This is a genomic window from Bacillus sp. FSL E2-8868, from assembly GCF_038005505.1.
Lineage (GTDB): Bacteria > Bacillota > Bacilli > Bacillales > Bacillaceae_G > Bacillus_A > Bacillus_A mycoides.
In genome coordinates this window covers 798,168-818,940 of record NZ_JBBOTI010000002.1, presented here as the reverse complement: position 1 = coordinate 818,940, position 20,773 = coordinate 798,168, and the positions used below count along the sequence as shown (strand labels likewise).

The window sequence follows — 20,773 nt, the reverse complement described above, 5'->3', positions numbered from 1 at the left end:
TGTTATGGAATTTTGGTTAACTGTAAGTAAACTTATTGTCTTTTTATATATAGTGTTTAGCTACATTCATTTAAATGTTACGAACTTACCGTGGATTATACTTACTTTGCTTTTATATCTTTCTGTCAATGTGTTGATCTCTATATTTAAAAAAGATACGTACAAAAACATATTAACTTGTGTGTCAATTGGCGTAGTTATGTTATTTACATGGAAGGTTCATCCATTTTTTATTTTGTTTTTACCTTTGAACTTATATGAAATTGCAAATTATTACATAAAAAAGAAATGGTTAATCTTTTTCATTATGATTCTTCCTATTATTTTTATAGGTGAAGGTATTCAAATGACGTATGGACTTATTAGTGCATTTTGTTTTTTTTCCTTAACGATAGCTCACCGCTATATAGCACGATTATTAAAACTAGAAATGCAAAATGATAAAATGAGAAAAGACATACAAAGACTTACGAAAAGCTTAAATGAAAATAAAGATTACATAAGGCAATCTGAATACACATTTAAATTAGAGGAAAGAAATCGACTATCTCAAGAAATTCATGATAAAATCGGTCACTCAATGACAGGTGCACTAATTCAAATGGAAGCAGCGAAGAGATTAATGGAAATAGATAAAGTGAAATCTGCTGAGTTATTACAAAATGCAATTCATATTTCAAAAGATGGAATTGAAAGCATTCGGATTACATTAAAAAATATGAAGCCACCAACTGAGCAAATTGGTATTCATCGTATGAAATTATTCATAGAGGAATTTGCCGGTAAGCATGATATAAATATTCCTTTCGTATATAAAGGGAATTTAGATATGATTTCACCGATTCAGTGGAAGATTATTGGTGAAAATGTTACGGAGGCATTAACAAACGCGATGAAATATGCTGATGCGACAGTCATTTCAATAGATATTCATGTACTGAACAAGATGGTGAAAGTACAAGTGAAGGATAATGGTAAAGGGGCAGCTCTTGTTAAGAAAGGCCTCGGTATTATGGGAATGGAGGAGCGAACAGCATCAGTAAACGGGAAAATTATTGTAGATGGAACAAGTGGTTTTTCAGTAACAATGTTATTGCCGATATAAGAGGATGAGACGAGGATGAATCATCTCATATGAAAAAAGTGAATAATCTCATGTGAAAAGGGTGAACTTCTGCACTGAGCAGGTTCATTCTTTTTGTTTATAATAAAAGCAGAGAAACCGAAATAGGGGTGAAATGATGAATACATTGGAAATTAAAAATTTAACGAAAAAATTTGGTGACTTCATCGCAGTAGATAATATGTCTTTATCTATTAAAGAAGGAGAGATATTTGGCTTTTTAGGATCAAATGGTGCTGGTAAAAGTACAACGATTAATATGATTGCTGGTTTGTTAAGAAGTAATGAAGGTGAAATTAGCATATTAGGAAAAAATATAAAGAAACATAATCGATTTGCGAAAATGAATATCGGTATCGTTCCGCAAGATATTGCGATTTATGAAGAGTTAACTGCCTATGAAAATGTGAAATTCTTTGCTGGATTGTATGGATTACGAGGAGCCGAGCTAAAAGCGAGAGTAGAGGAAGCACTTCAATTTGTAGGCCTTAGTGATAAACATAAAAGTTATCCGAAAAACTTTTCTGGCGGGATGAAACGAAGACTGAATATCGCTTGTGCAATCGCTCATAGACCGAAGTTAATTATTATGGATGAACCGACAGTTGGAATTGATCCGCAGTCAAGGAACTACATTCTTCAGTCTGTCCGAAAATTAAATGAAATGGGAAGTACGATTATTTATACGAGTCACTACATGGAAGAAGTAGAAGAGATTTGTACGAAAATAGCAATTGTCGATCACGGTAAAGTAATTGCAGAAGGAACGAAAGAACAGTTAAAAGCAATTATTACAGATACGAAAGATATTTGGATTGAAGTAAAGTCAGTAGAAAATTTAGATGTAGAAAATTTAAAAGAGATAAATGGTGTGAAAGCTGTTCAAATTGAAGAGAACGTAATCAAGGTAAACTCGGATGCAGGATTAAATAATTTAAATAAAATTATTCAGCATTTCATTAATCATGACATTGAAATTCGTTCGTTAGAGGAGCAGGCTCCAAACTTAGAAACAGTATTTCTTACGTTAACTGGAAGAAACTTACGAGATAAATAAAGGTAAATGAAGAAAAGGTAAAGGGAGGTTCATCAATTGAACATCTTTAACATTGCAGTGATGCACATTAAAAGAGATTTCAGGGACGTAAGAACTTTAGTTTTTATGTTAGCATTTCCGATTGTACTTATGCTTGTGTTAGGAACAGCGTTAACGAATGCATTTAATAGCGATAGTCAATCGTTTAAGGATATACAAGTGCTATATAAAGATGAAGCAAGTAGCACGTTTTCTCAATCATTTGAAGCATTTACGAAAGAAGTCGATAAATCAGGTATTCATTTTAAAAAAGCTTCCGAAGGTATAGATGGGAAAGAAGAAGTGAAGCAAAATAAATATGCTGCTTATGTAGAGTTAAATAAAGATGGTGCAAAATTTTATGGAAGTGACAAAAGTAGTATTGAGGGAAGTATTGTGGAAGGCATGCTTACAACATTTGTTGATAAGTACAACGTAGTGGCCGAAGTTGCAAAAGTAGATCCGAGTAAGGTTAGCGCAGTTATTTCAAACGGAAATCATAATGATTATATTAAAGAAACATCTTTACAAGCTGCTAAAAAACCAGGTTCTATGGATTACTATGCGGTTGTAATGACGACGATGATTGCACTGTACGCTGCAATGGGGGCGAGTTTTTTAATTCGAGGAGAACGAATACGTAAAACAGGAGATCGTTTAATTGCAGCACCTATAAGTAAGGCTGAAATTTTCATTGGGAAAGTGCTCGGTAGTCTTGTAGCGAATGCACTTTGTCTATTACTTGTCGTTTTATTTAGTAAATTTGTTTTTCAAGCGAATTGGGGCGACCATATTGGAATCATATTTATTATTTTACTAACAGAAGTCTTTTTAGCAATTAGCTTCGGTTTAGGAATCGGATATATTACAAAAACAGGTGAGGCATCTAGAGCGATTATTATGGTTGTTGTGCAATTAGCGTCTATTTTTGGTGGTGCGTATTTCGTAGTGGAAGAAAATTCCGTTACGAATTTATCACCATTAACGTGGGCAAACACAGCTATTATGAAAATTATTTATGCAAATGATGTAGGAGCGGCACTGCCGGTAATATCTTTAAATCTTGGGATTTCAGCAATCTTCTTATTAATTGCGATTATTGCATTACGTAGACGGGAGGGGCTATAGTATGAAAGATATTTTATGGCTCATACAAAAAACGTTATCTGTGCTTCTGAAAAATAAAAAGGGGTTACTCATTATTATTAGCTTGCCGATAATAGGAACGCTCATTTCCTTTTCGATATATGGGAATGTAGGGCAAGGAACGTTAAATATTGGGGTTATAAATAAAGAAAATCAACCTATCGCAAATGATACAGTGAAATTTTTAGAAGGACTCAATCATGTAAATGTTAGTAAAATTAAGGAATCTGAAGTGGAAGATAAACTCACTTCAAAAAAACTTGATGGTGTTATTACATTACAGTCTGGTTTTTCTGAAAGTGTTCGAGAAGGGAAACCGAGTCATATTGAGATTTCATCGATTAAAGGCGATCAAGTAACAGGATTTATAAAATCGTATTTATATAACTATGTTGATAACATCGCTGCAATTAGTAAAGTGGCAGGGGCCGATCAAAGTACGTTTAATAGTATGTACGCGGGTTATCAAAAAAGTTCATTTAAAGTAAAGTCTGAGACACTTGAAGATACTTCAAAAAATAAAGATATGACAAATCAAACGATGGGTTATCTTATTATGTTTATGTTATTTTCAGCAGTGAACTTATCAGGATTTATTTTAAAAGAAAAAGAGAACAGAACGTATTTTAGATTATTATCAACGCCGATTGACGGAAAGAAATTTATATTATCTAATGTCGCAGTAAATATGATGATATTAACAGTACAAATTGTAATTGCAGTATTCTTTATGACGAATGTTTTTCACACAACTATAAATATGCCTTTCATAGTTATGATTGGTGTGCTTATGATATTCGCTTTAATTGCAATTGGTTTATCATTAGTCATTGTGTCTTTTTCAAAAAGTTCAACTGCTTCAAATGCAATGCAAAATATAGTAATAGTACCAACATGTTTACTTGCTGGATGTTATTTCCCGTACGACATTATGCCGAAAGCAGTACAAAAAGTAGCTGATTTCCTTCCGCAGCGTTGGTTACTAGATACGATTTCAAAACTACAGCAAGGCATTCCATTTTCTGAGTTGTATTTAAATATTTTAATTTTATTCGCTTTCGCGATAGCATTCTTCTTAATTGCTATTTATAAGTTTGGAAGAAATAATGATGCGAGGAACTTCATTTAATGAAAAGGTGTGGCGCAATGCCACACCTTTTTTGTATTCGTAATTTAAAGTATCTTTTGTAATATAGGAATGCTTTTGTAGAGCACTTCGTTATGTGAAGCATGCACAACATATTTATTTCCTTCTAGAAGAAAAACGCTATGTAGAACAGCGTTACCGTCACCATGTTTTGTAAGTATATCACCGACGACTTTTCCGTCTGTCCATTCTAGTTTTGAATGTGAAGGGACGACTTGTAAATATTGAATCGTTTCTACTCCATCTCCTGCAATAAGTGTAGTTTTAATATTTCTTTTCTGTATAATAAATCTATTTTCATTTAATGTATCGAGGAAAGGGTTTTTCATTTGCATCTTACTATAAGGAAGAAATGTAATAGAAGAGCCTGATCTTATAAATAAATAATTTCCATAATCTTTACAAGGAATAACATCTTGTAATCCTGGAAAGTAACGGTGTATCGCTTCGACTTTATTCATTTTATACAAGGTACTTAAGTAGTGTATGTACTGTTCCATATAGGAACGAACAATATTTATTTTAGAAGATGCATGTACTGGGAGACTACCTCCAGTCCAATAACTATAATTGGGGGGAGATCCAGCGTTTGGTGTACAAAGTATAATAAGTTGCTCCACATCATTTTCATATTCTTCACTTTGAACGTAAGAACGTGCAAGAAGTCCACCCATACTATGACAAACTAAATTTAGTTTATCGCACCCTGTAAATTCTTTAACATAGGCAATTGTTTTTAATAAATATTTTTGAGTGGAAAAAGCAATACGCTGACGCCAGTCATAAAAACAGATAAACAAGTTTTTATTTCGTTCATAGCCGATACTTTCTAACATCATAATGAATGGTTCATAAATAAACGAAGAAAGCCCAAAGTTCCAATTACCGGTACCAGGAATAATAATATTACTCATTGAACCGAAAAGACCTGGGATAAAAATAATAGGAGTTTTTGCTCTTTTCATAGTCTGCTCTCCTTTAAGTTTTTAACATCCGACAAAAAGTAAGAAATACATTTTGTATGAAAACATACTTTAATGAAACACTACGAAATAGTAAGTAATATGAGTGGAAGGAAATCAAAATGATTAAAAAAATATTGCGAGTCACTTCTATTATTATTGCTATTTTCGTTGTTATTTTAATTTGGATGCATATTGACGTTACGCTCGGAAGGAAAATGGAAGCCGGGAAAAATATGCCGACAGAGTATGCGCCTCATTATAGTGACTTTCAATTATATGTGGAAGGGAAGTCGTTTTATAAACAGTTGTTTACTGATATAAGAGAAGCGAAGCGATCTATTTACACTTATTTTTATATTTTATCGGATGATAAAAGTAGCCATACTTTTTTAAACTTATTAAAGGAGAAGGCGAAAGAAGGAATAAACGTATATTTATCGGTTGATTTAATTAATGATTTATCATTTGAAAGAAAGATGAAAAATGAATTGCGGGAAAGTGGTGTTCATTTTACATATAGTAGAAAACCGGAATTGCCATTTGGATTTTATTCACTTCACCATCGTAATCATCGTCGTATTACGACGATTGATGGGGAGATTGGCTATACGGGTGGCTTTAATATGGGGGATGAGTACTTAGGGAAAGATAAGCGATTTGGATATTGGCGTGACTATCATGTGCGGCTTAGAGGAGAAGGAGCAAAAGATTTAGAAGAGCAATTCGCTTTAGATTGGAAACGAGATACGAAAGAACATATAAAAAGAAGTACGAATAAAGCGAGTAAAGGGAATACATTACATACGATGGTTAGCTACAATGGACATCACGTCGCTGAAAAATATATAAAGTTAATAAAACAAGCGAAACATTCAATTGTAATTACAACACCTTATTTTATAGCGAAAAATAAAGAATTAATGAATGCTTTAATTGGAGCGCAAAAACGTGGTGTTACAGTAAAAATACTATGGTCATATAAACCAGATATTCCTCTTATTAAAGAGGCAGCGTATCCTTATATTCGTCAAGCTGTTAATAACGGGATTACGGTATATGGTTATAAAAAAGGTATGTTTCATGGAAAGTTAATGCTGATTGATAATGAACTAACTGTTATCGGTACAACAAACTTTACTGCACGTAGTTTCTATATTAATGATGAGATGAATTTGTATATTCATGGTGGATCTATCGTATCAGAAGTGAATGCGGCGTTAACACAAGATTTTCATGATTCGAAAGAAATGACGAAAGAGTTTTTTGATAACTTATCTTTTTGGGAGCGTTTTAAGGAGAGGTTGGCGGGATTAGTTGATTTTTATTTATAATAATTAAGGAAGAAAGGGTGTCTATAAAGGACACCCTTTTTTGATGGGAATAACTATTTTTCATGCACAAGCATCGAAACATCATCATTAATCAACGTCCCAACATGTTCACCTAAACAAATTCTTTTCATAACACCAGGCTCATCAAAGTTAAAGACGTGTGCCGGTAAATTATAATCTCGAGCAAGCAATAAAGCTGCTTGATCCATTACTTGTATGTTTTGCCTAACAATATCGTTATAGTTCAGTTTACTGTACATTTTCGCTGATTTGTTATGTTTCGGATCACTTGTAAAGACACCGTCTACTCCTTGTTTTGCGACTAAAATGGCGTCGCTATTCATTTCAATGGCTCTTTGTACACTTGGGTAATCTGTTGTAACGAATGGTTGCCCGTTACCACCACCGAATATGACAACATAACCGTTATCTAAATGATGTACTGCACGTAGGCGAATATATGGTTCAGCTACTGCATTAAAAGGGATGGAAGTCATAACGCGTACTTCTCTATCTGTTTTACTTGTTAAAACGCCACGAAGCATTAAGCTGTTAATAATCGTACCTAGCGTACCGATATTATCAGCTTCTACACGATCAATTCCCCATTCTTCAGCTAGATGACCTCTGAAAATGTTACCGCCGCCGATGACAATGGATACTTCGATATCTAGGTCAATAATGGATATTATTTCGTTTGCGATATGTTCTAATCGTTTGGAGTTAAAGCTATTTCCAGATTGATCAGCAAGTGCGCCGCCACTTAGTTTAATTAGGACGCGTTTATATGGTTTCATAACAATTCCCCCTATATAGATTGCAATAAAAAAGGAACAAAGGCGAATGCCTTTGTTCCTTCGTAAGAAAATGAAATAGAAAAGAAATAGATATGATGAACTTCTTCACGTGATTTTTCATAACATCCACTCCTTTTCATCCCCATTTATTTAGAATACGTATATCTTTTAGATTATACGAAATAATCTGATGTTTTATCAAGGTTATTTTATTTCTTTTTTATAAAAAAGTGTCAATGAATATTATAAGAAATAAATTTGAATTTTTTGTGACGAACTTGTAGGTTTTTGTATGATTTTGTAGGTTCGCCTATATGATGTGTGAGTAAGCTTTTATAAATACGAAATGAAAGCGTTCGCATAAAAGGGGATGAACATAAATGAAAAAATTCGGATTGGCAACACAAATTTTTGTCGCACTTGTTTTAGGGATTGTAGTAGGGGCAATCTTTTATGGCAATAAAACGGCGATTTCTTATATCACACCAGTTGGGGATATATTTATTCATTTAATTAAAATGATTGTAGTACCGATTGTTATTTCAGCATTAATTGTTGCGGTAGCTGGTGTAGGTGATATGAAAAAGCTTGGGAAACTGGGCGGTAAGACAATTCTTTATTTCGAAATTATTACGACGATTGCTATTTTAATGGGATTACTTGCAGCAAATATATTCCAACCAGGTACTGGCGTTGATATGAGTAATTTACAGCAAAGTGATATTTCTTCTTATAAACAAACAGCAGATGCAACAGAGAAGAAAGGCTTTGCAGAAACGATTGTTCATATTGTACCGAAAAATATATTTGAGTCTATTACACAAGGTGACTTATTACCGATTATATTCTTCTCAGTACTATTCGGTTTAGGAGTTGCAGCAATCGGAGAAAAAGGAAAGCCTGTTTTTAACTTTTTTGAAGGTGTGCTCGAAGCGATGTTCTGGGTTACAAATCAAGTGATGAAATTCGCACCATTTGGTGTATTCGCATTAATTGCTGTTACGGTTGCAAAATTTGGTGTAGCAACACTACTTCCTTTAGGAAAACTAGTGCTAGCTGTATACGTAACTGTTATACTATTCGTTGTGATTGTATTAGGTATTAATGCGCGAATGGTTGGAGTAAATATTTTTACATTAATGAAAATTTTAAAAGAAGAACTTATTCTTTCATTTACGACAGCAAGTTCAGAAGCTGTTTTACCTAATATAATGAGAAAAATGGAAGAGTTCGGTTGTCCAAAGGCAGTTGCCTCTTTCGTAATTCCGACAGGTTATACATTTAACTTGACTGGATCAGCTATTTATCAAGCGTTAGCGGCATTGTTTGTTGCACAAATGTACGGTGTACACATGTCACTGACGGAGCAAATAACGCTATTATTCGTTCTCATGTTAACATCCAAAGGTATGGCGGGAGTTCCGGGTGCATCATTCGTTGTTGTATTAGCGACGTTAGGATCAATGGGCTTACCGCTAGAAGGCATCGCATTAATTGCGGGAATTGACCGCATTTTAGATATGATTCGCTCAGCTGTCAATGTATTAGGAAATGCATTAGCTGCCATTGTTATGTCGAAGTGGGAAGGCGAATTCGATGATGAGAAAGCAAAACAATATGTAGAAACGGTCAAACAAACAAAAGCAGCGTAAGAGATTGTTAAGGAGTGAGTAATCATGGCAACATTAACTGAAGTTAAAAATGGAGTACGAATTGAAAAAGATTTTTTAGGTGAAAAAGAAGTACCAAATTATGCGTACTACGGTGTACAAACAATGCGTGCAGTAGAGAATTTCCCGATTACAGGATACAAAGTTCATGAAGGTTTAATTAAAGCGTTAGCAATTGTAAAAAAAGCGGCAGCACTTGCTAATGCAGATGTAGGAAGATTGGAATTGAAAAAGGGTGGTGCTATCGCAGAAGCATCACAAGAAATCCTTGAGGGGAAATGGCATGATCATTTCATCGTTGATCCAATTCAAGGTGGTGCAGGAACTTCAATGAATATGAACGCAAATGAAGTCATTGCCAATCGTGCCCTTGAATTATTAGGAATGGAAAAGGGAGACTATGATTATATTAGTCCAAACAGTCATGTAAATATGGCACAATCAACAAACGATGCATTCCCAACAGCGATTCATATTGCAACATTAAATGCATTAGAAGGCTTATTACAAACAATGGGTTATATGCATGATGTATTTGAATTAAAAGCAGAACAGTTCGATCATGTTATTAAAATGGGTCGTACACATTTACAAGATGCTGTGCCAATTCGTCTTGGACAAGAATTTAAAGCATACTCCCGCGTACTTGAACGTGACATGAAACGTATCAAGCAATCACGTCAACATTTATATGAAGTAAATATGGGAGCAACTGCAGTTGGTACAGGCTTAAATGCAGATCCAGAATATATTGAAGCAGTTGTAAAACATTTAGCTACAATTAGTGAACTACCACTTGTTGGTGCAGAAGATTTAGTAGATGCAACTCAAAATACGGATGCGTACACTGAAGTATCTGCAGCACTTAAAGTATGTATGATGAACATGTCTAAAATTGCGAACGACCTTCGTCTAATGGCATCAGGTCCACGCGTTGGATTAGCGGAAATTATGCTACCAGCTCGTCAACCAGGTTCATCTATTATGCCAGGGAAAGTAAACCCTGTTATGCCAGAAGTAATTAATCAAATTGCGTTCCAAGTAATTGGTAACGACCATACAATTTGCCTTGCTTCAGAAGCAGGACAATTAGAATTAAATGTTATGGAACCAGTACTTGTTTTCAACTTACTTCAATCTATTAGCATTATGAATAACGGTTTCCGTGCCTTTACAGATAATTGCTTAAAAGGAATTGAAGCGAATGAAGATCGCTTAAAAGAGTACGTTGAGAAGAGTGTAGGAATTATTACAGCCGTGAACCCTCATATCGGCTATGAAGCAGCAGCTCGCGTTGCGAAAGAAGCAATTGCGACAGGGCAATCCGTTCGAGAACTATGTGTGAAAAATGGTGTATTGTCACAAGAAGAATTAGAGTTAATTCTAGATCCATTCGAAATGACACACCCAGGGATTGCAGGAGCAACTCTTTTAAAGAAAAATTAAAAGAAGAGGGGGACAATCCCCTCTTTTTTGTTTACAATATAGAAATGCTATATATGAATAGAGGTAGGGATGTTATGAGTAAGTTTACAGTGGCTTCTAATGGTGCATTAGAAACAACATTAAGAGGAGCAGAAGTATTATCAACACCACTTTTAAATAAAGGGGTAGCTTTCACACAAGAGGAAAGAGAAGAGTTAGGTTTAAAAGGGTTATTACCGCCAGCGGTTTTAACGTTAGAAGAACAAGCACGCCGAGCATATGAACAATTTAGTTCTCAGCCGGATGATTTATTAAAGAATGTATACTTAACAGCGTTACATGATCGAAATGAAGTGTTATTTTATCGTATTTTAACAGAGCATTTACGTGAAATGTTACCGATTGTATATACACCAACTGTAGGTGTAGCAATTCAAAGATATAGTCATGAATACCGTAAACCACGTGGCATTTATTTATCAATTAACGATCCATCAGGTATTGAAGATGCATTTGCAAATATCGGTGCAACAGCTGAAAACATTGATTTAGTCGTTGTAACGGATGGAGAAGGTATATTAGGAATTGGTGATTGGGGTGTTGGTGGAATTAACATCGCAATCGGGAAATTGGCTGTATATACGGCCGCAGTTGGAATCGATCCTAGCCGTGTATTACCGGTAATTTTAGATGTAGGTACAAATCGTGAGGAATTATTAAACAATCCATTTTATATTGGAAATCGTCACCCTCGTATAACAGGTGAAGCTTACGATGAATTTATTGATACGTTTGTTCAAGCGGTAAATAAACAATTCCCGAAAGCACTTCTACATTGGGAAGACTTCAGTTCTCGTAATGCACGAAAAATTTTAGATAAATATCGTCATGACGTTTGTACGTTTAATGATGATATTCAAGGTACAGGGGCAGTTTCACTTGCTGCTGTATTATCGGCAGTAAAAGCTTCTGGTGTACCGTTAAGTGAACACCGTGTAGTTGTGTTTGGTGCTGGTACGGCTGGAATCGGTATCGCAGATCAAGTAAGAGATGCAATGGTTCGTGTCGGCTTATCAGACGAAGAATCACATAATCGTTTCTGGTGTATTGACCGTAATGGGTTGGTTACAGATAATATGGAAGATCTTCTTGATTTCCAAATTCCATATGCAAGAAAAGAAGCTGAAGTAAGTGATTGGAAACAAAATGATGCTATCGGACTTGCTGAAGTTGTGAAACATGTAAAACCGACAATTTTAATTGGTACATCTACTGTTGCAGGCGCATTTAAAGAGGAAATTATTAAAGAAATGGCTTCTCATGTAGAAAGACCAATCATTTTACCAATGTCGAATCCAACGCCACTTGCTGAAGCGAAACCAGCAGATTTAATCGAGTGGACAGAAGGAAAAGCATTAGTTGCAACAGGAAGTCCGTTTGAACCGGTTACATATAACGGTGTAACGTATGTGATTGGACAGTCAAATAACGCACTTATTTTCCCAGGACTAGGTCTTGGTACAATTGTTGTTCGTGCAAGCGTCATGACGGATGGAATGTTCGCAGCAGCAGCAGAAGCAGTTGCAAGTATGGTAGATACAAGTCAGCCAGGAGCGCCTATTTTGCCAGAAGTTGAAGAGTTACGTAATATCTCTGAACTGGTTGCGATTGAAGTAGCGAAAGTCGCAGTTGCAGAAGGTGTTGCTAGAGAGAACTTAAGTGATGACGATATTAAGATTGCAGTAAAAGAAGCAATATGGGAACCGGAGTATCGCCAAATAAAAGCGGTAGAAAAGGTTAGAATATAGAAATAAAGCCCGTTTATAATTATAAGCGGGCTTTCACTTTTACAATTGAAAAAAAGCATAGGAAGTGGCACCTTTGAATTGGAATCAATTATGGAAGAAAGATATGTATCTTTTAATTATATTAATGGTTGTTGTTCCGATTGCTGGAGAGCTGAATTTTCATCCTTTTAATGATATGTTTCGTGTTAGTTTCGGGACACCGCTTTTCTTCTTTTTATTACTATTTTTAAGAAGAGTGCCAGCAGCAGCTGCAGGTATTCTTGTAGGTATATCTGTAGTCTTATTTCGTGTATGTCTTGACTGGGTATTGCAAGGTTCATTCCATATGACAGAATCATTTTATTTGCGTTATCCTGTGTTCTTTTATTATTTTATTTATGGAAGTCTTTTTTCGCTTTGTAGGGTGAATAAGTTTCATCAGAAGCCAATTGTGATAGGATGTCTTGGAATTACAATTGAAATTATCGCAAGTATGTCTGAACTTGCGTTTTATCATATGTTAGTGCTGGGGACAACGATAACAGTTTCTGAAGTGAATAAACTAATTATTATTGCTATTTTTCGTAGTTTCTTTGCGCTTGGTTTTTTAAATATGATGAACTTGTATGAAACAAAATTAAAAGAATCACAAGTGCGAAAAGAAAATGAAAAAATGTTGCTGCATCTTTCTAACTTATATGTGGAATCTGTTCATTTGAAAAAAACGTTACAAAATGCGGAGTTAATTACACAAACAGCGTATCAATTATATCGGAATTTACAAGCGAACGATGATTCGAGTAGTAAAACAGCATTGAAAATAGCGGGAGAAGTACATGAAATAAAAAAGGATAATCAAAGAATTTTTGCAGGATTATCTAAACTGTTATTAGATAAAAATGTGGCTGAGTATGTAGAAGGACATGAGCTTGCGGAAATGATTGTGAGAATAAATGAGAAGTACGCTGAAATGTTGGGAAAAGATATACGTTTTTCTAAACATATAGAAGGTGAGCATGCAGAATATCATGTGTATACGGTCTTATCAATTTTTAATAATTTAGTTGCAAATGCAGTTGAAGCAATTGCGGATAATGGCGTTATTATTATTAAGTTATATAAACTTGATAACCATATATTCTTTGAAGTAATTGATGATGGACCTGGTATTGCACAAAAATATAAGAAATTAGTATTTAAGCCTGGATTTACTTCAAAGTATGATCAAACGGGAACACCATCAACAGGAATTGGACTTTCTTACATAAACGAAATGGTAACAGAGCTCGGAGGAGAAGTGAGATTAGAAGACCGAGAAACTGGCGGAGGGTGTAAGTTTGTCGTTTGTTTACCGGAGTGCAGTTTAAAGCGGGAAGGAGAATGAAGTTGTTTTATTATATCGTAGATGATGATGAAGTTTTCCGCTCCATGCTTTCACAAATTATTGAAGATGGAGATCTTGGGGAAGTAATTGGAGAGTCGGAAGATGGAGATTTTATTGAAGCAGATCAACTAAATTTTAAAAAAGTAGATATTTTATTTATTGATTTATTAATGCCAATGCGAGATGGGATTGAAACAGTTCGCCATATTGCATCCTCTTTTTCAGGGAAAATCATCATGATTTCTCAAGTTGAATCGAAACAGCTTATTGGTGAGGCGTATACACTTGGTGTTGAATATTATATTACGAAACCATTAAATAAAATTGAGGTTATATCTGTTGTACGTAAAGTAATGGAACGTATTCGTTTAGAGCGCTCTATACATGATATTCAAAAATCATTGAATAACGTTTTTAAGTGGGAACAGCCGCAAGTTCGAAATGAGCCAATGCAGGAAGGAAAAAGAATAGCAGATTCAGGGCGCTATTTATTATCAGAACTCGGTATTGCGGGAGAGAATGGAAGTAAAGATTTACTTAGTATGTTGGAATATTTATATGGACAAGAAAAAGAGCAAACGTTTGAATTTGGATTTCCTGCGCTAAAAGATATCTTTCACCATATAACTATAAGAAAATTAGAGAATATAGCTTCAGATGCAGATATAGATAAGGAGAGAAAAGCATCTGAACAAAGGGTACGTAGAGCGATTTATCAATCGTTGAATCACTTAGCTTCCCTTGGATTAACAGACTTTTCAAATCCGAAATTTGAAAGCTATGCTCCGAAATTTTTTGATTTCACTGTAGTTAGAAAACGAATGACAGAAATGACAAAGGATGAAGTAGCAACTTCTGGCCATATACGAATTAATACGAAGAAATTTATTCAAGTGTTGTATTTTGAGGCGAAAAGGTTGATGGAGATAGAGTGAAAAAAGGTGCTTATATACAAGCATCTTTTTTTATTAAATCTACATTTTATATTTTCTCTTGGAGCATGTAAAATGTTAGTTAAGAGAAACTGGTTTTAAAGTAAGGAAGTGTCAAAACAATGGGTTTTACATTAAATAAATCGATTATTAAAGAAGTATGCGGAGAAACCTCATATAAAAGAGGCGAAGCTTATTATAAATCAAATAAAGTAATAATAAATCATTATGATGAAAATAAAGAAATTTGCGAAGCGACGGTAAAAGGGAACGAAGATTTTCATGTTACAGTAGAAAAAGCTAAAAAAGGTGATGTTGTTGCGAAATGTAGTTGTCCTTCGTTAGCGTCTTTTCAAACATACTGTCAACATGTTGCGGCAGTATTGATACAAATAAATTATAATCAGCAAACCGGTGGAATGGTGCCTATTAGTAGCGGGAATATGAGTGGAAATGATCAATTAACAAGCGGGATGTTTCATTTATTTGCAGAAAAACCATTAAGACCAAAAAGTAAACAACACCGTTTTGATACACGTGAAATACTTCATGTTGAATTTATATGTACGCCAGTAGTTACGAAAAATGGTGGGGCACTGCTAGGTATTCAGTTTAAACTCGCCAAGATGTATTTTGTAAATCATATTAGAGAATTTCTTTCCAATGTGGAGAAAAGAGAGTCCTATAATTGTTCGAATAAATTTACATATACACCGGATGTACATAGCTTTAAGCAAGAAACGGATGCGATTATTCAGCAGCTCATTAAAATTTATCATAATGAAAAAATGTATGAGGATACACTGGAAGTACATGCAAAACAAGATGATAGTATGATTTTAATACCGCCAGCTTCATGGAAGGATATGCTTTCTTTACTTTCTAAAGTTGAGTTTGTGGGACTTAATCAAGATGGAAAATCTTTTCACGGTTTACAAATTTCAAAAGGGCTACTTCCTTTACATTTTGAGTTTAATAAAGGGAGTAACGGTGGGTTTACACTTTATATTGACGGCTTACAACAAGTAGAAGTAATGGATACGTATAGTTATGCTCTATTTGGAGGGAAACTGTATCAGTTGAATGCTGAGGATTGTAAGCGACTTATCGAATTACAAAAAATGATGAATCGTTCTAGTAGTAACCAATTGTATATTCCAGCAGATAAGATGGAGCACTTTGTAGCAAAAGTTGTACCAGGGTTAATGAAGCTAGGAACTGTGCGAATAGATGAGGTAGTATCAGATCGTGTTGAAACACCCGCATTAAAAGCAAAATTGTATTTAGATCGAGTGAAAAATCGTTTGTTAGCAGGTCTCGAATTTCATTATGGAAACGTCGTGATTAATCCGTTAGAAGAGGATGGGCAGCCATCTGTTTTTAATCGTGATGAGAAAAAGGAAAAAGAGATTTTAGACATTATGAGTGAAAGTGCCTTTGCGAAAACGGAAGGCGGTTATTTTATGCATAATGAAGAAGCTGAGTATAACTTTTTATATCATGCTGTTCCACCGTTAAAAGGTTTAGTTGATATTTATGCGACGTCAGCCATCAAATTACGAATTCATAAGGGAGACACAGCTCCTCTTATAAGAGTTAGAAGGAAAGAGAGAATTGATTGGTTATCATTTCGCTTTGATATAAAAGGTATTCCAGAGGCAGAAATTAAAGGGGTATTAGTGGCACTTGAAGAGAAACGAAAATATTATCGTTTAGCAAGTGGTGCTCTACTATCACTTGAGAGTAAAGAGTTTAATGATATTAATCAGTTTATAAAAGAATCTAGTATTCGAAAAGGATTTTTAAAGGGCGAAGAAATAGATGTCCCTCTTATTCGTAGTGTGAAATGGATGAATTCACTGCAAGAAGGAAACGTATTAAGTTTAGATGAGTCTGTTCAAGAATTGGTAGAGAACATTCAAAACCCTAAAAAGCTGAAGTTTGCGGTGCCAAGTGGTTTAGATGCGATAATGAGAGAGTATCAAACATACGGATTCCAGTGGATGAAAACACTTGCCTATTATCGTTTTGGCGGCATTTTAGCTGATGATATGGGACTGGGGAAAACGTTGCAAAGTATTGCTTTTACAGACTCTGTTTTGCCGGAAATTCGAGAGAAGAAACTGCCTATATTAGTTGTTTCTCCGTCGTCCCTCGTTTACAACTGGCTTAGTGAGTTGAAAAAATTCGCTCCACATATTAGAGCAGTTATTGCCGATGGAAATCAAGCAGAGCGCCGAAAAATTTTAAAAGATATAACGAAATTTGATGTTGTCATTACGTCATATCCTCTACTGAGAAGAGATATAAGGTTATATGAGCAGCCATTTCATACGCTATTTCTTGATGAAGCACAAGCGTTTAAAAATCATACGACGCAAACTGCAAGAGCGGTAAAAACAGTGCAGGCGGAGTACCGTTTTGGATTAACAGGAACACCTGTAGAAAATTCATTAGAAGAGCTATGGTCTATCTTCCACGTCGTCTTCCCAGAATTATTACCGGGAAGAAAAGAGTTCGGTGATTTAAGACGTGAAGATATTGCGAAGCGGGTAAAACCTTTCGTGTTAAGAAGGTTAAAGGGTGATGTATTACACGAACTCCCAGAAAAAATTGAGCACTTGCAATCATCAGAACTTTTACCAGATCAAAAGAGGCTTTACGCAGCTTATTTAGCAAAGTTAAGAGAAGAAACGTTAAAACATTTGGATAAAGATACGTTACGTAAAAATAAAATTCGGGTTTTAGCTGGTTTAACGAGACTACGGCAAATTTGTTGTCATCCTGCTTTGTTTGTTGATGACTATAAAGGTAGTTCAGCTAAATTTGATCAGCTGCTAGAAATTTTGGAGGAATGCAGAAGTACAGGGAAGAGAATTCTTATCTTTTCCCAATTTACGAAGATGCTTTCGATAATCGGACGTGAATTAAATCGTCAAGCAGTTCCATACTTTTATTTAGACGGGAGTACACCAGCGCAAGAACGTGTAGAGCTATGCAATCGGTTTAACGAAGGAGAAGGGGATCTATTTCTTATTTCGTTAAAAGCTGGTGGCACAGGACTAAATTTAACAGGTGCAGATACAGTTATATTGTACGACTTGTGGTGGAATCCAGCTGTTGAACAACAAGCTGCGGATAGAGCGTATCGAATGGGACAAAAAAATACAGTGCAAGTGATTAAGTTAGTAGCACATGGAACAATTGAAGAAAAAATGCACGAGTTACAAGAGAGTAAGAAAAATTTAATCGCTGAAATTATCGAGCCGGGAGAAGAGAAGTTATCTTCTATTACGGAGGAAGAAATCCGCGATATTCTTATGATTTAATATGCAAAAAGCTATGCTTTCATAGAGATGAAAGCATAGCTTTTTTGTTGTAATAATTATATTTTGTTTTGTACAAAGTAAAGAGATAAAGTGAAACTTTAAATAGTGGGAGTTGTTCGTCTCCCACTATTTATTTTATTTCTTTGTACCTTTACTTTTGTATGGTTTTGCAGCTTTCTTTTTCGCACTTGATTGCCAACGGTTCCATCCTTTACTTCCTGTACCTTGTCCTACACCTTTTTTCGGTTTTGCTTTCGTTTTACTCATATGATCACTCCGTTATATAAAAAATCTGATTTGATAATAGCCAATGTTTTAGAAAAATACTATCGATAAATGACTATGCTTGCTTTAAATAAAAACAAACTGCTTGAATGCTATAGTATATCATGAAATTGCGAGTAAACTGAAAGGAATTATAAAGAAAATGAAAATAATAAGAAATACTGCGGATTCTATATTTCGAACAATCACACTAGTTGTTGTATATATGTTAGTTTCAATTAGTGAAATGTTTTTTGGATTGAAGAGACAAAGGAAATAAAAATGTTATATTAAGAACAGTCGGTAAAGGCATAAAATAAAGAATTGAAAAATATTTTAAAACTTTTTGTTGACTTTATCGATTTTTTGTATAGAATAATCATTAATAAAATGTTTCAGAGATGTGACAATAAAACGACTATGAAAGGACGAGTAGTAGTAGGATGTAGTTTAAGCGAGTCAGGGACGGTGTGAGCCTGATACGAAGCCTATTATGAAGAACCTCCTGGAGTCGCTAACCGAAATCCTTTATAGGAAAGTAGACTTAGCCGGGAACTTCGCCGTTACAAGAAGAACAGTATCGAGATTTTTTAATCTCCGTATTGTATAAGTGAGCAACCTCTGTTGCTAATTTGGGTGGTACCGCGGAACCAAAGTCTTTCGTCCCAGTTTTTTGGGAAAGAAGGGCTTTTTTTGTTGGCTTCTTTTCACAACATCCAAACATTTTAGGAGGAAACCACCATGTATCAATCATTAATGACAGTAAGAGAGACTCAAATCGCAATTAAGGAAGTTAAAACATTTTTTGAGGATCAATTAGCAAAACGACTTGAACTATTCCGCGTATCTGCACCATTATTCGTAACGAAGAAATCAGGATTAAACGATCACTTAAACGGTGTAGAACGTCCAATTGAATTTGATATGTTACATTCAGGAGAAGAATTAGAAATTGTACATTCACTAGCGAAGTGGAAAAGATTCGCATTACATGAATACGGATATGAAGCTGGTGAAGGTTTATATACAAACATGAACGCGATTCGTCGTGATGAAGAACTTGATGCAACGCATTCCATTTATGTTGACCAATGGGATTGGGAAAAAATCGTTCAAAAAGAATGGCGTACTATCGATTACTTACAAAAAACAGTACAAACAATTTATGGAATATTCAAAGAATTGGAAGATCACTTATTTGAAAAGTATCCGTTCCTTGGAAAGTATTTACCAGAAGAAATTGTTTTCATTACTTCTCAAGAACTGGAAGATAAATATCCAGAATTAACACCGAAAGATCGTGAACATGCAATTGCGAAAGAACACGGTGCAGTCTTTATTATTGGAATTGGTGATGCACTCCGTTCAGGTGAAAAGCACGATGGACGCGCGTCCGATTATGATGATTGGAAATTAAACGGTGACATTTTATTCTGGCACCCAGTACTACAAGCTTCGTTCGAATTATCATCAATGGGAATTCGTGTTGATAGTAAAGCACTTGATGAGCAATTAACGAAAACTGGTGAAGACTTCAAACGTGAGTATGATTTCCATAAAGGTATTTTAGAAGACGTACTACCATTAACAATTGGTGGTGGTATCGGCCAATCAAGAATGTGTATGTACTTCTTACGTAAAGCACATATCGGTGAAGTTCAATCTTCTGTATGGCCTGATGATTTACGTGAAGCTTGTAAGAAAGAAAACATTCATTTGTTTTAATATAAGTGAGAGGGAGAATGGCTCGAAAATAGAGTTACTCTCCCTTTTTTATTGTGTAAACTGGTGGTTTACAGTGAGTGTTACTAATAGTTTCTTTCTTTTTTATCTCCTTTTATGTAATAATTTGTTAAAGGAGGGGGCGTTATGAACTTGGGAGAACAATTAAAAAAATTACGAGAGTCAAAGGGTTTTTCGCAAGAGGATGTTGCAAAGAAAATTGGGGTAACTAGGCAAGCTGTGTATAAGTGGGAAAATGATAAAAGTTACCCTGACATTAATAATTTAATTTTATTGAGCGAAATGTACAACGTTACGCTCGATGAATTAATAAAAGGGAATCAAAACTTTAAAGAGAAAATACATATTGATGAAGAAGATGAGGATTTTGAGAAAGAGAATGAGTTTGGTTTTTATATTGGATTTGGTTTGCTAATTATGAGTGCTTTCATTGATTACGAAGGAATTCAAGAGATTTTATTAGGGGCTGCGCTATTCATGATGGTCTTTTATTCCGACGTGAAGAAAGTTATTTTGCATGAATTTCGCTCGTTATTTAAAGGGAAAGATATATATGATAAGAAGTGAGAAGAGTCCGTTATATTTCCTAGGAAAAGGTATTACGAATAATCTAATTGTTTTATAATGATTTTTAGATATAGGTAATATGTTAAAA

Annotated in this window: 16 protein-coding genes and 1 other annotated feature; of the genes, 13 read left to right on the top strand and 3 right to left on the bottom strand. The window is 34.8% G+C overall.

Annotated elements, in window-relative coordinates; all coding sequences use genetic code 11:
* Window positions 1-4: 4 nt before the first annotated feature.
* The 4 genes from NSS74_RS15005 (at window position 5) to NSS74_RS14990 (ending at window position 4,473) form a co-directional block, all read left to right on the top strand.
* Window positions 5-1,105: a sensor histidine kinase gene (locus NSS74_RS15005; protein ID WP_002031110.1), complete on the top strand. Its 1,101-nt coding sequence runs from the start codon at window positions 5-7 to the stop codon at window positions 1,103-1,105.
* Window positions 1,106-1,241: 136 nt separating this feature from the next.
* Complete coding sequence (locus NSS74_RS15000) at window positions 1,242-2,180, top strand: ABC transporter ATP-binding protein (RefSeq protein WP_002086377.1); 939 nt, start codon at window positions 1,242-1,244, stop codon at window positions 2,178-2,180.
* Window positions 2,181-2,216: 36 nt separating this feature from the next.
* Window positions 2,217-3,326, top strand: coding sequence for an ABC transporter permease (locus NSS74_RS14995; RefSeq protein ID WP_002086376.1), 1,110 nt, complete (start codon window positions 2,217-2,219; stop codon window positions 3,324-3,326).
* A gap of 1 nt (window position 3,327) precedes the next feature.
* Complete coding sequence (locus NSS74_RS14990) at window positions 3,328-4,473, top strand: ABC transporter permease (protein ID WP_002086373.1); 1,146 nt, start codon at window positions 3,328-3,330, stop codon at window positions 4,471-4,473.
* A gap of 44 nt (window positions 4,474-4,517) precedes the next feature.
* Here the strand turns inward: NSS74_RS14990 and NSS74_RS14985 are convergent, their stop codons facing one another.
* Window positions 4,518-5,456: an esterase/lipase family protein gene (locus NSS74_RS14985; RefSeq protein ID WP_215588921.1), complete on the bottom strand. Its 939-nt coding sequence runs from the start codon at window positions 5,454-5,456 to the stop codon at window positions 4,518-4,520.
* 119 nt (window positions 5,457-5,575) lie between these two features.
* On the opposite strand from NSS74_RS14985, the gene cls reads away from it, so the two are divergent.
* The gene (gene cls, locus NSS74_RS14980) at window positions 5,576-6,787 is read left to right on the top strand and encodes a cardiolipin synthase (RefSeq protein WP_012260712.1); all 1,212 of its coding nucleotides are present in this window, start codon (window positions 5,576-5,578) and stop codon (window positions 6,785-6,787) included.
* 53 nt (window positions 6,788-6,840) lie between these two features.
* On the opposite strand, the gene pyrH is transcribed toward cls, so the two are convergent.
* Complete coding sequence (gene pyrH / locus NSS74_RS14975; RefSeq protein ID WP_002012233.1) at window positions 6,841-7,584, bottom strand: UMP kinase; 744 nt, start codon at window positions 7,582-7,584, stop codon at window positions 6,841-6,843.
* Window positions 7,585-7,964: 380 nt separating this feature from the next.
* Here pyrH and NSS74_RS14970 point away from each other — a divergent pair, with 380 nt between their 5' ends.
* From NSS74_RS14970 to NSS74_RS14945, 6 genes are all read left to right on the top strand, one after another.
* Entirely contained in the window at window positions 7,965-9,236 is a 1,272-nt protein-coding gene (locus NSS74_RS14970; RefSeq protein ID WP_002012230.1) for a cation:dicarboxylate symporter family transporter, read from the top strand.
* Window positions 9,237-9,260: 24 nt separating this feature from the next.
* On the top strand, window positions 9,261-10,700 hold the full coding sequence (gene aspA / locus NSS74_RS14965; RefSeq protein ID WP_002012229.1) for an aspartate ammonia-lyase: 1,440 nt from the start codon (window positions 9,261-9,263) through the stop codon (window positions 10,698-10,700).
* Window positions 10,701-10,774: 74 nt separating this feature from the next.
* Entirely contained in the window at window positions 10,775-12,487 is a 1,713-nt protein-coding gene (gene malS / locus NSS74_RS14960) for an oxaloacetate-decarboxylating malate dehydrogenase (RefSeq protein ID WP_002012227.1), read from the top strand.
* 64 nt (window positions 12,488-12,551) lie between these two features.
* Window positions 12,552-13,850 carry an ATP-binding protein gene (locus NSS74_RS14955; protein WP_088031582.1) on the top strand — a complete coding sequence of 433 codons (1,299 nt, stop codon included), beginning with the start codon at window positions 12,552-12,554 and terminating at the stop codon, window positions 13,848-13,850.
* Between the two features lie 2 nt (window positions 13,851-13,852).
* Window positions 13,853-14,785, top strand: a complete 933-nt coding sequence (locus tag NSS74_RS14950) for a response regulator (RefSeq protein ID WP_340814221.1) — start codon at window positions 13,853-13,855, stop codon at window positions 14,783-14,785.
* A 119-nt stretch (window positions 14,786-14,904) separates the two neighbouring features.
* Window positions 14,905-18,111 carry a DEAD/DEAH box helicase gene (locus NSS74_RS14945; protein ID WP_016103109.1) on the top strand — a complete coding sequence of 1,069 codons (3,207 nt, stop codon included), beginning with the start codon at window positions 14,905-14,907 and terminating at the stop codon, window positions 18,109-18,111.
* Between the two features lie 135 nt (window positions 18,112-18,246).
* Here the strand turns inward: NSS74_RS14945 and NSS74_RS14940 are convergent, their stop codons facing one another.
* Window positions 18,247-18,378: a DUF3934 family protein gene (locus NSS74_RS14940; protein WP_000047589.1), complete on the bottom strand. Its 132-nt coding sequence runs from the start codon at window positions 18,376-18,378 to the stop codon at window positions 18,247-18,249.
* 408 nt (window positions 18,379-18,786) lie between these two features.
* Window positions 18,787-19,046: a binding site (T-box leader), on the top strand.
* A 70-nt stretch (window positions 19,047-19,116) separates the two neighbouring features.
* Here NSS74_RS14940 and asnA point away from each other — a divergent pair.
* On the top strand, window positions 19,117-20,100 hold the full coding sequence (asnA, locus tag NSS74_RS14935; protein ID WP_002126735.1) for an aspartate--ammonia ligase: 984 nt from the start codon (window positions 19,117-19,119) through the stop codon (window positions 20,098-20,100).
* 144 nt (window positions 20,101-20,244) lie between these two features.
* The gene (locus NSS74_RS14930) at window positions 20,245-20,685 is read left to right on the top strand and encodes a helix-turn-helix domain-containing protein (protein ID WP_149190338.1); all 441 of its coding nucleotides are present in this window, start codon (window positions 20,245-20,247) and stop codon (window positions 20,683-20,685) included.
* Window positions 20,686-20,773: the final 88 nt, after the last annotated feature.

What these genes read in the sequence shown, in the direction of transcription:
- NSS74_RS15005 (WP_002031110.1), top strand. Translation starts at nt 5, where the DNA reads ATGGAATTTTGGTTAACTGTAAGTAAACTTATTGTCTTTTTATATATA.
- NSS74_RS15000 (WP_002086377.1), top strand. Translation starts at nt 1,242, where the DNA reads ATGAATACATTGGAAATTAAAAATTTAACGAAAAAATTTGGTGACTTC.
- NSS74_RS14990 (WP_002086373.1), top strand. Translation starts at nt 3,328, where the DNA reads ATGAAAGATATTTTATGGCTCATACAAAAAACGTTATCTGTGCTTCTG.
- NSS74_RS14985 (WP_215588921.1), bottom strand. Translation starts at nt 5,456, where the DNA reads ATGAAAAGAGCAAAAACTCCTATTATTTTTATCCCAGGTCTTTTCGGT.
- cls (WP_012260712.1), top strand. Translation starts at nt 5,576, where the DNA reads ATGATTAAAAAAATATTGCGAGTCACTTCTATTATTATTGCTATTTTC.
- pyrH (WP_002012233.1), bottom strand. Translation starts at nt 7,584, where the DNA reads ATGAAACCATATAAACGCGTCCTAATTAAACTAAGTGGCGGCGCACTT.
- NSS74_RS14970 (WP_002012230.1), top strand. Translation starts at nt 7,965, where the DNA reads ATGAAAAAATTCGGATTGGCAACACAAATTTTTGTCGCACTTGTTTTA.
- aspA (WP_002012229.1), top strand. Translation starts at nt 9,261, where the DNA reads ATGGCAACATTAACTGAAGTTAAAAATGGAGTACGAATTGAAAAAGAT.
- malS (WP_002012227.1), top strand. Translation starts at nt 10,775, where the DNA reads ATGAGTAAGTTTACAGTGGCTTCTAATGGTGCATTAGAAACAACATTA.
- NSS74_RS14945 (WP_016103109.1), top strand. Translation starts at nt 14,905, where the DNA reads ATGGGTTTTACATTAAATAAATCGATTATTAAAGAAGTATGCGGAGAA.
- NSS74_RS14940 (WP_000047589.1), bottom strand. Translation starts at nt 18,378, where the DNA reads ATGAGTAAAACGAAAGCAAAACCGAAAAAAGGTGTAGGACAAGGTACA.
- asnA (WP_002126735.1), top strand. Translation starts at nt 19,117, where the DNA reads ATGTATCAATCATTAATGACAGTAAGAGAGACTCAAATCGCAATTAAG.
- NSS74_RS14930 (WP_149190338.1), top strand. Translation starts at nt 20,245, where the DNA reads ATGAACTTGGGAGAACAATTAAAAAAATTACGAGAGTCAAAGGGTTTT.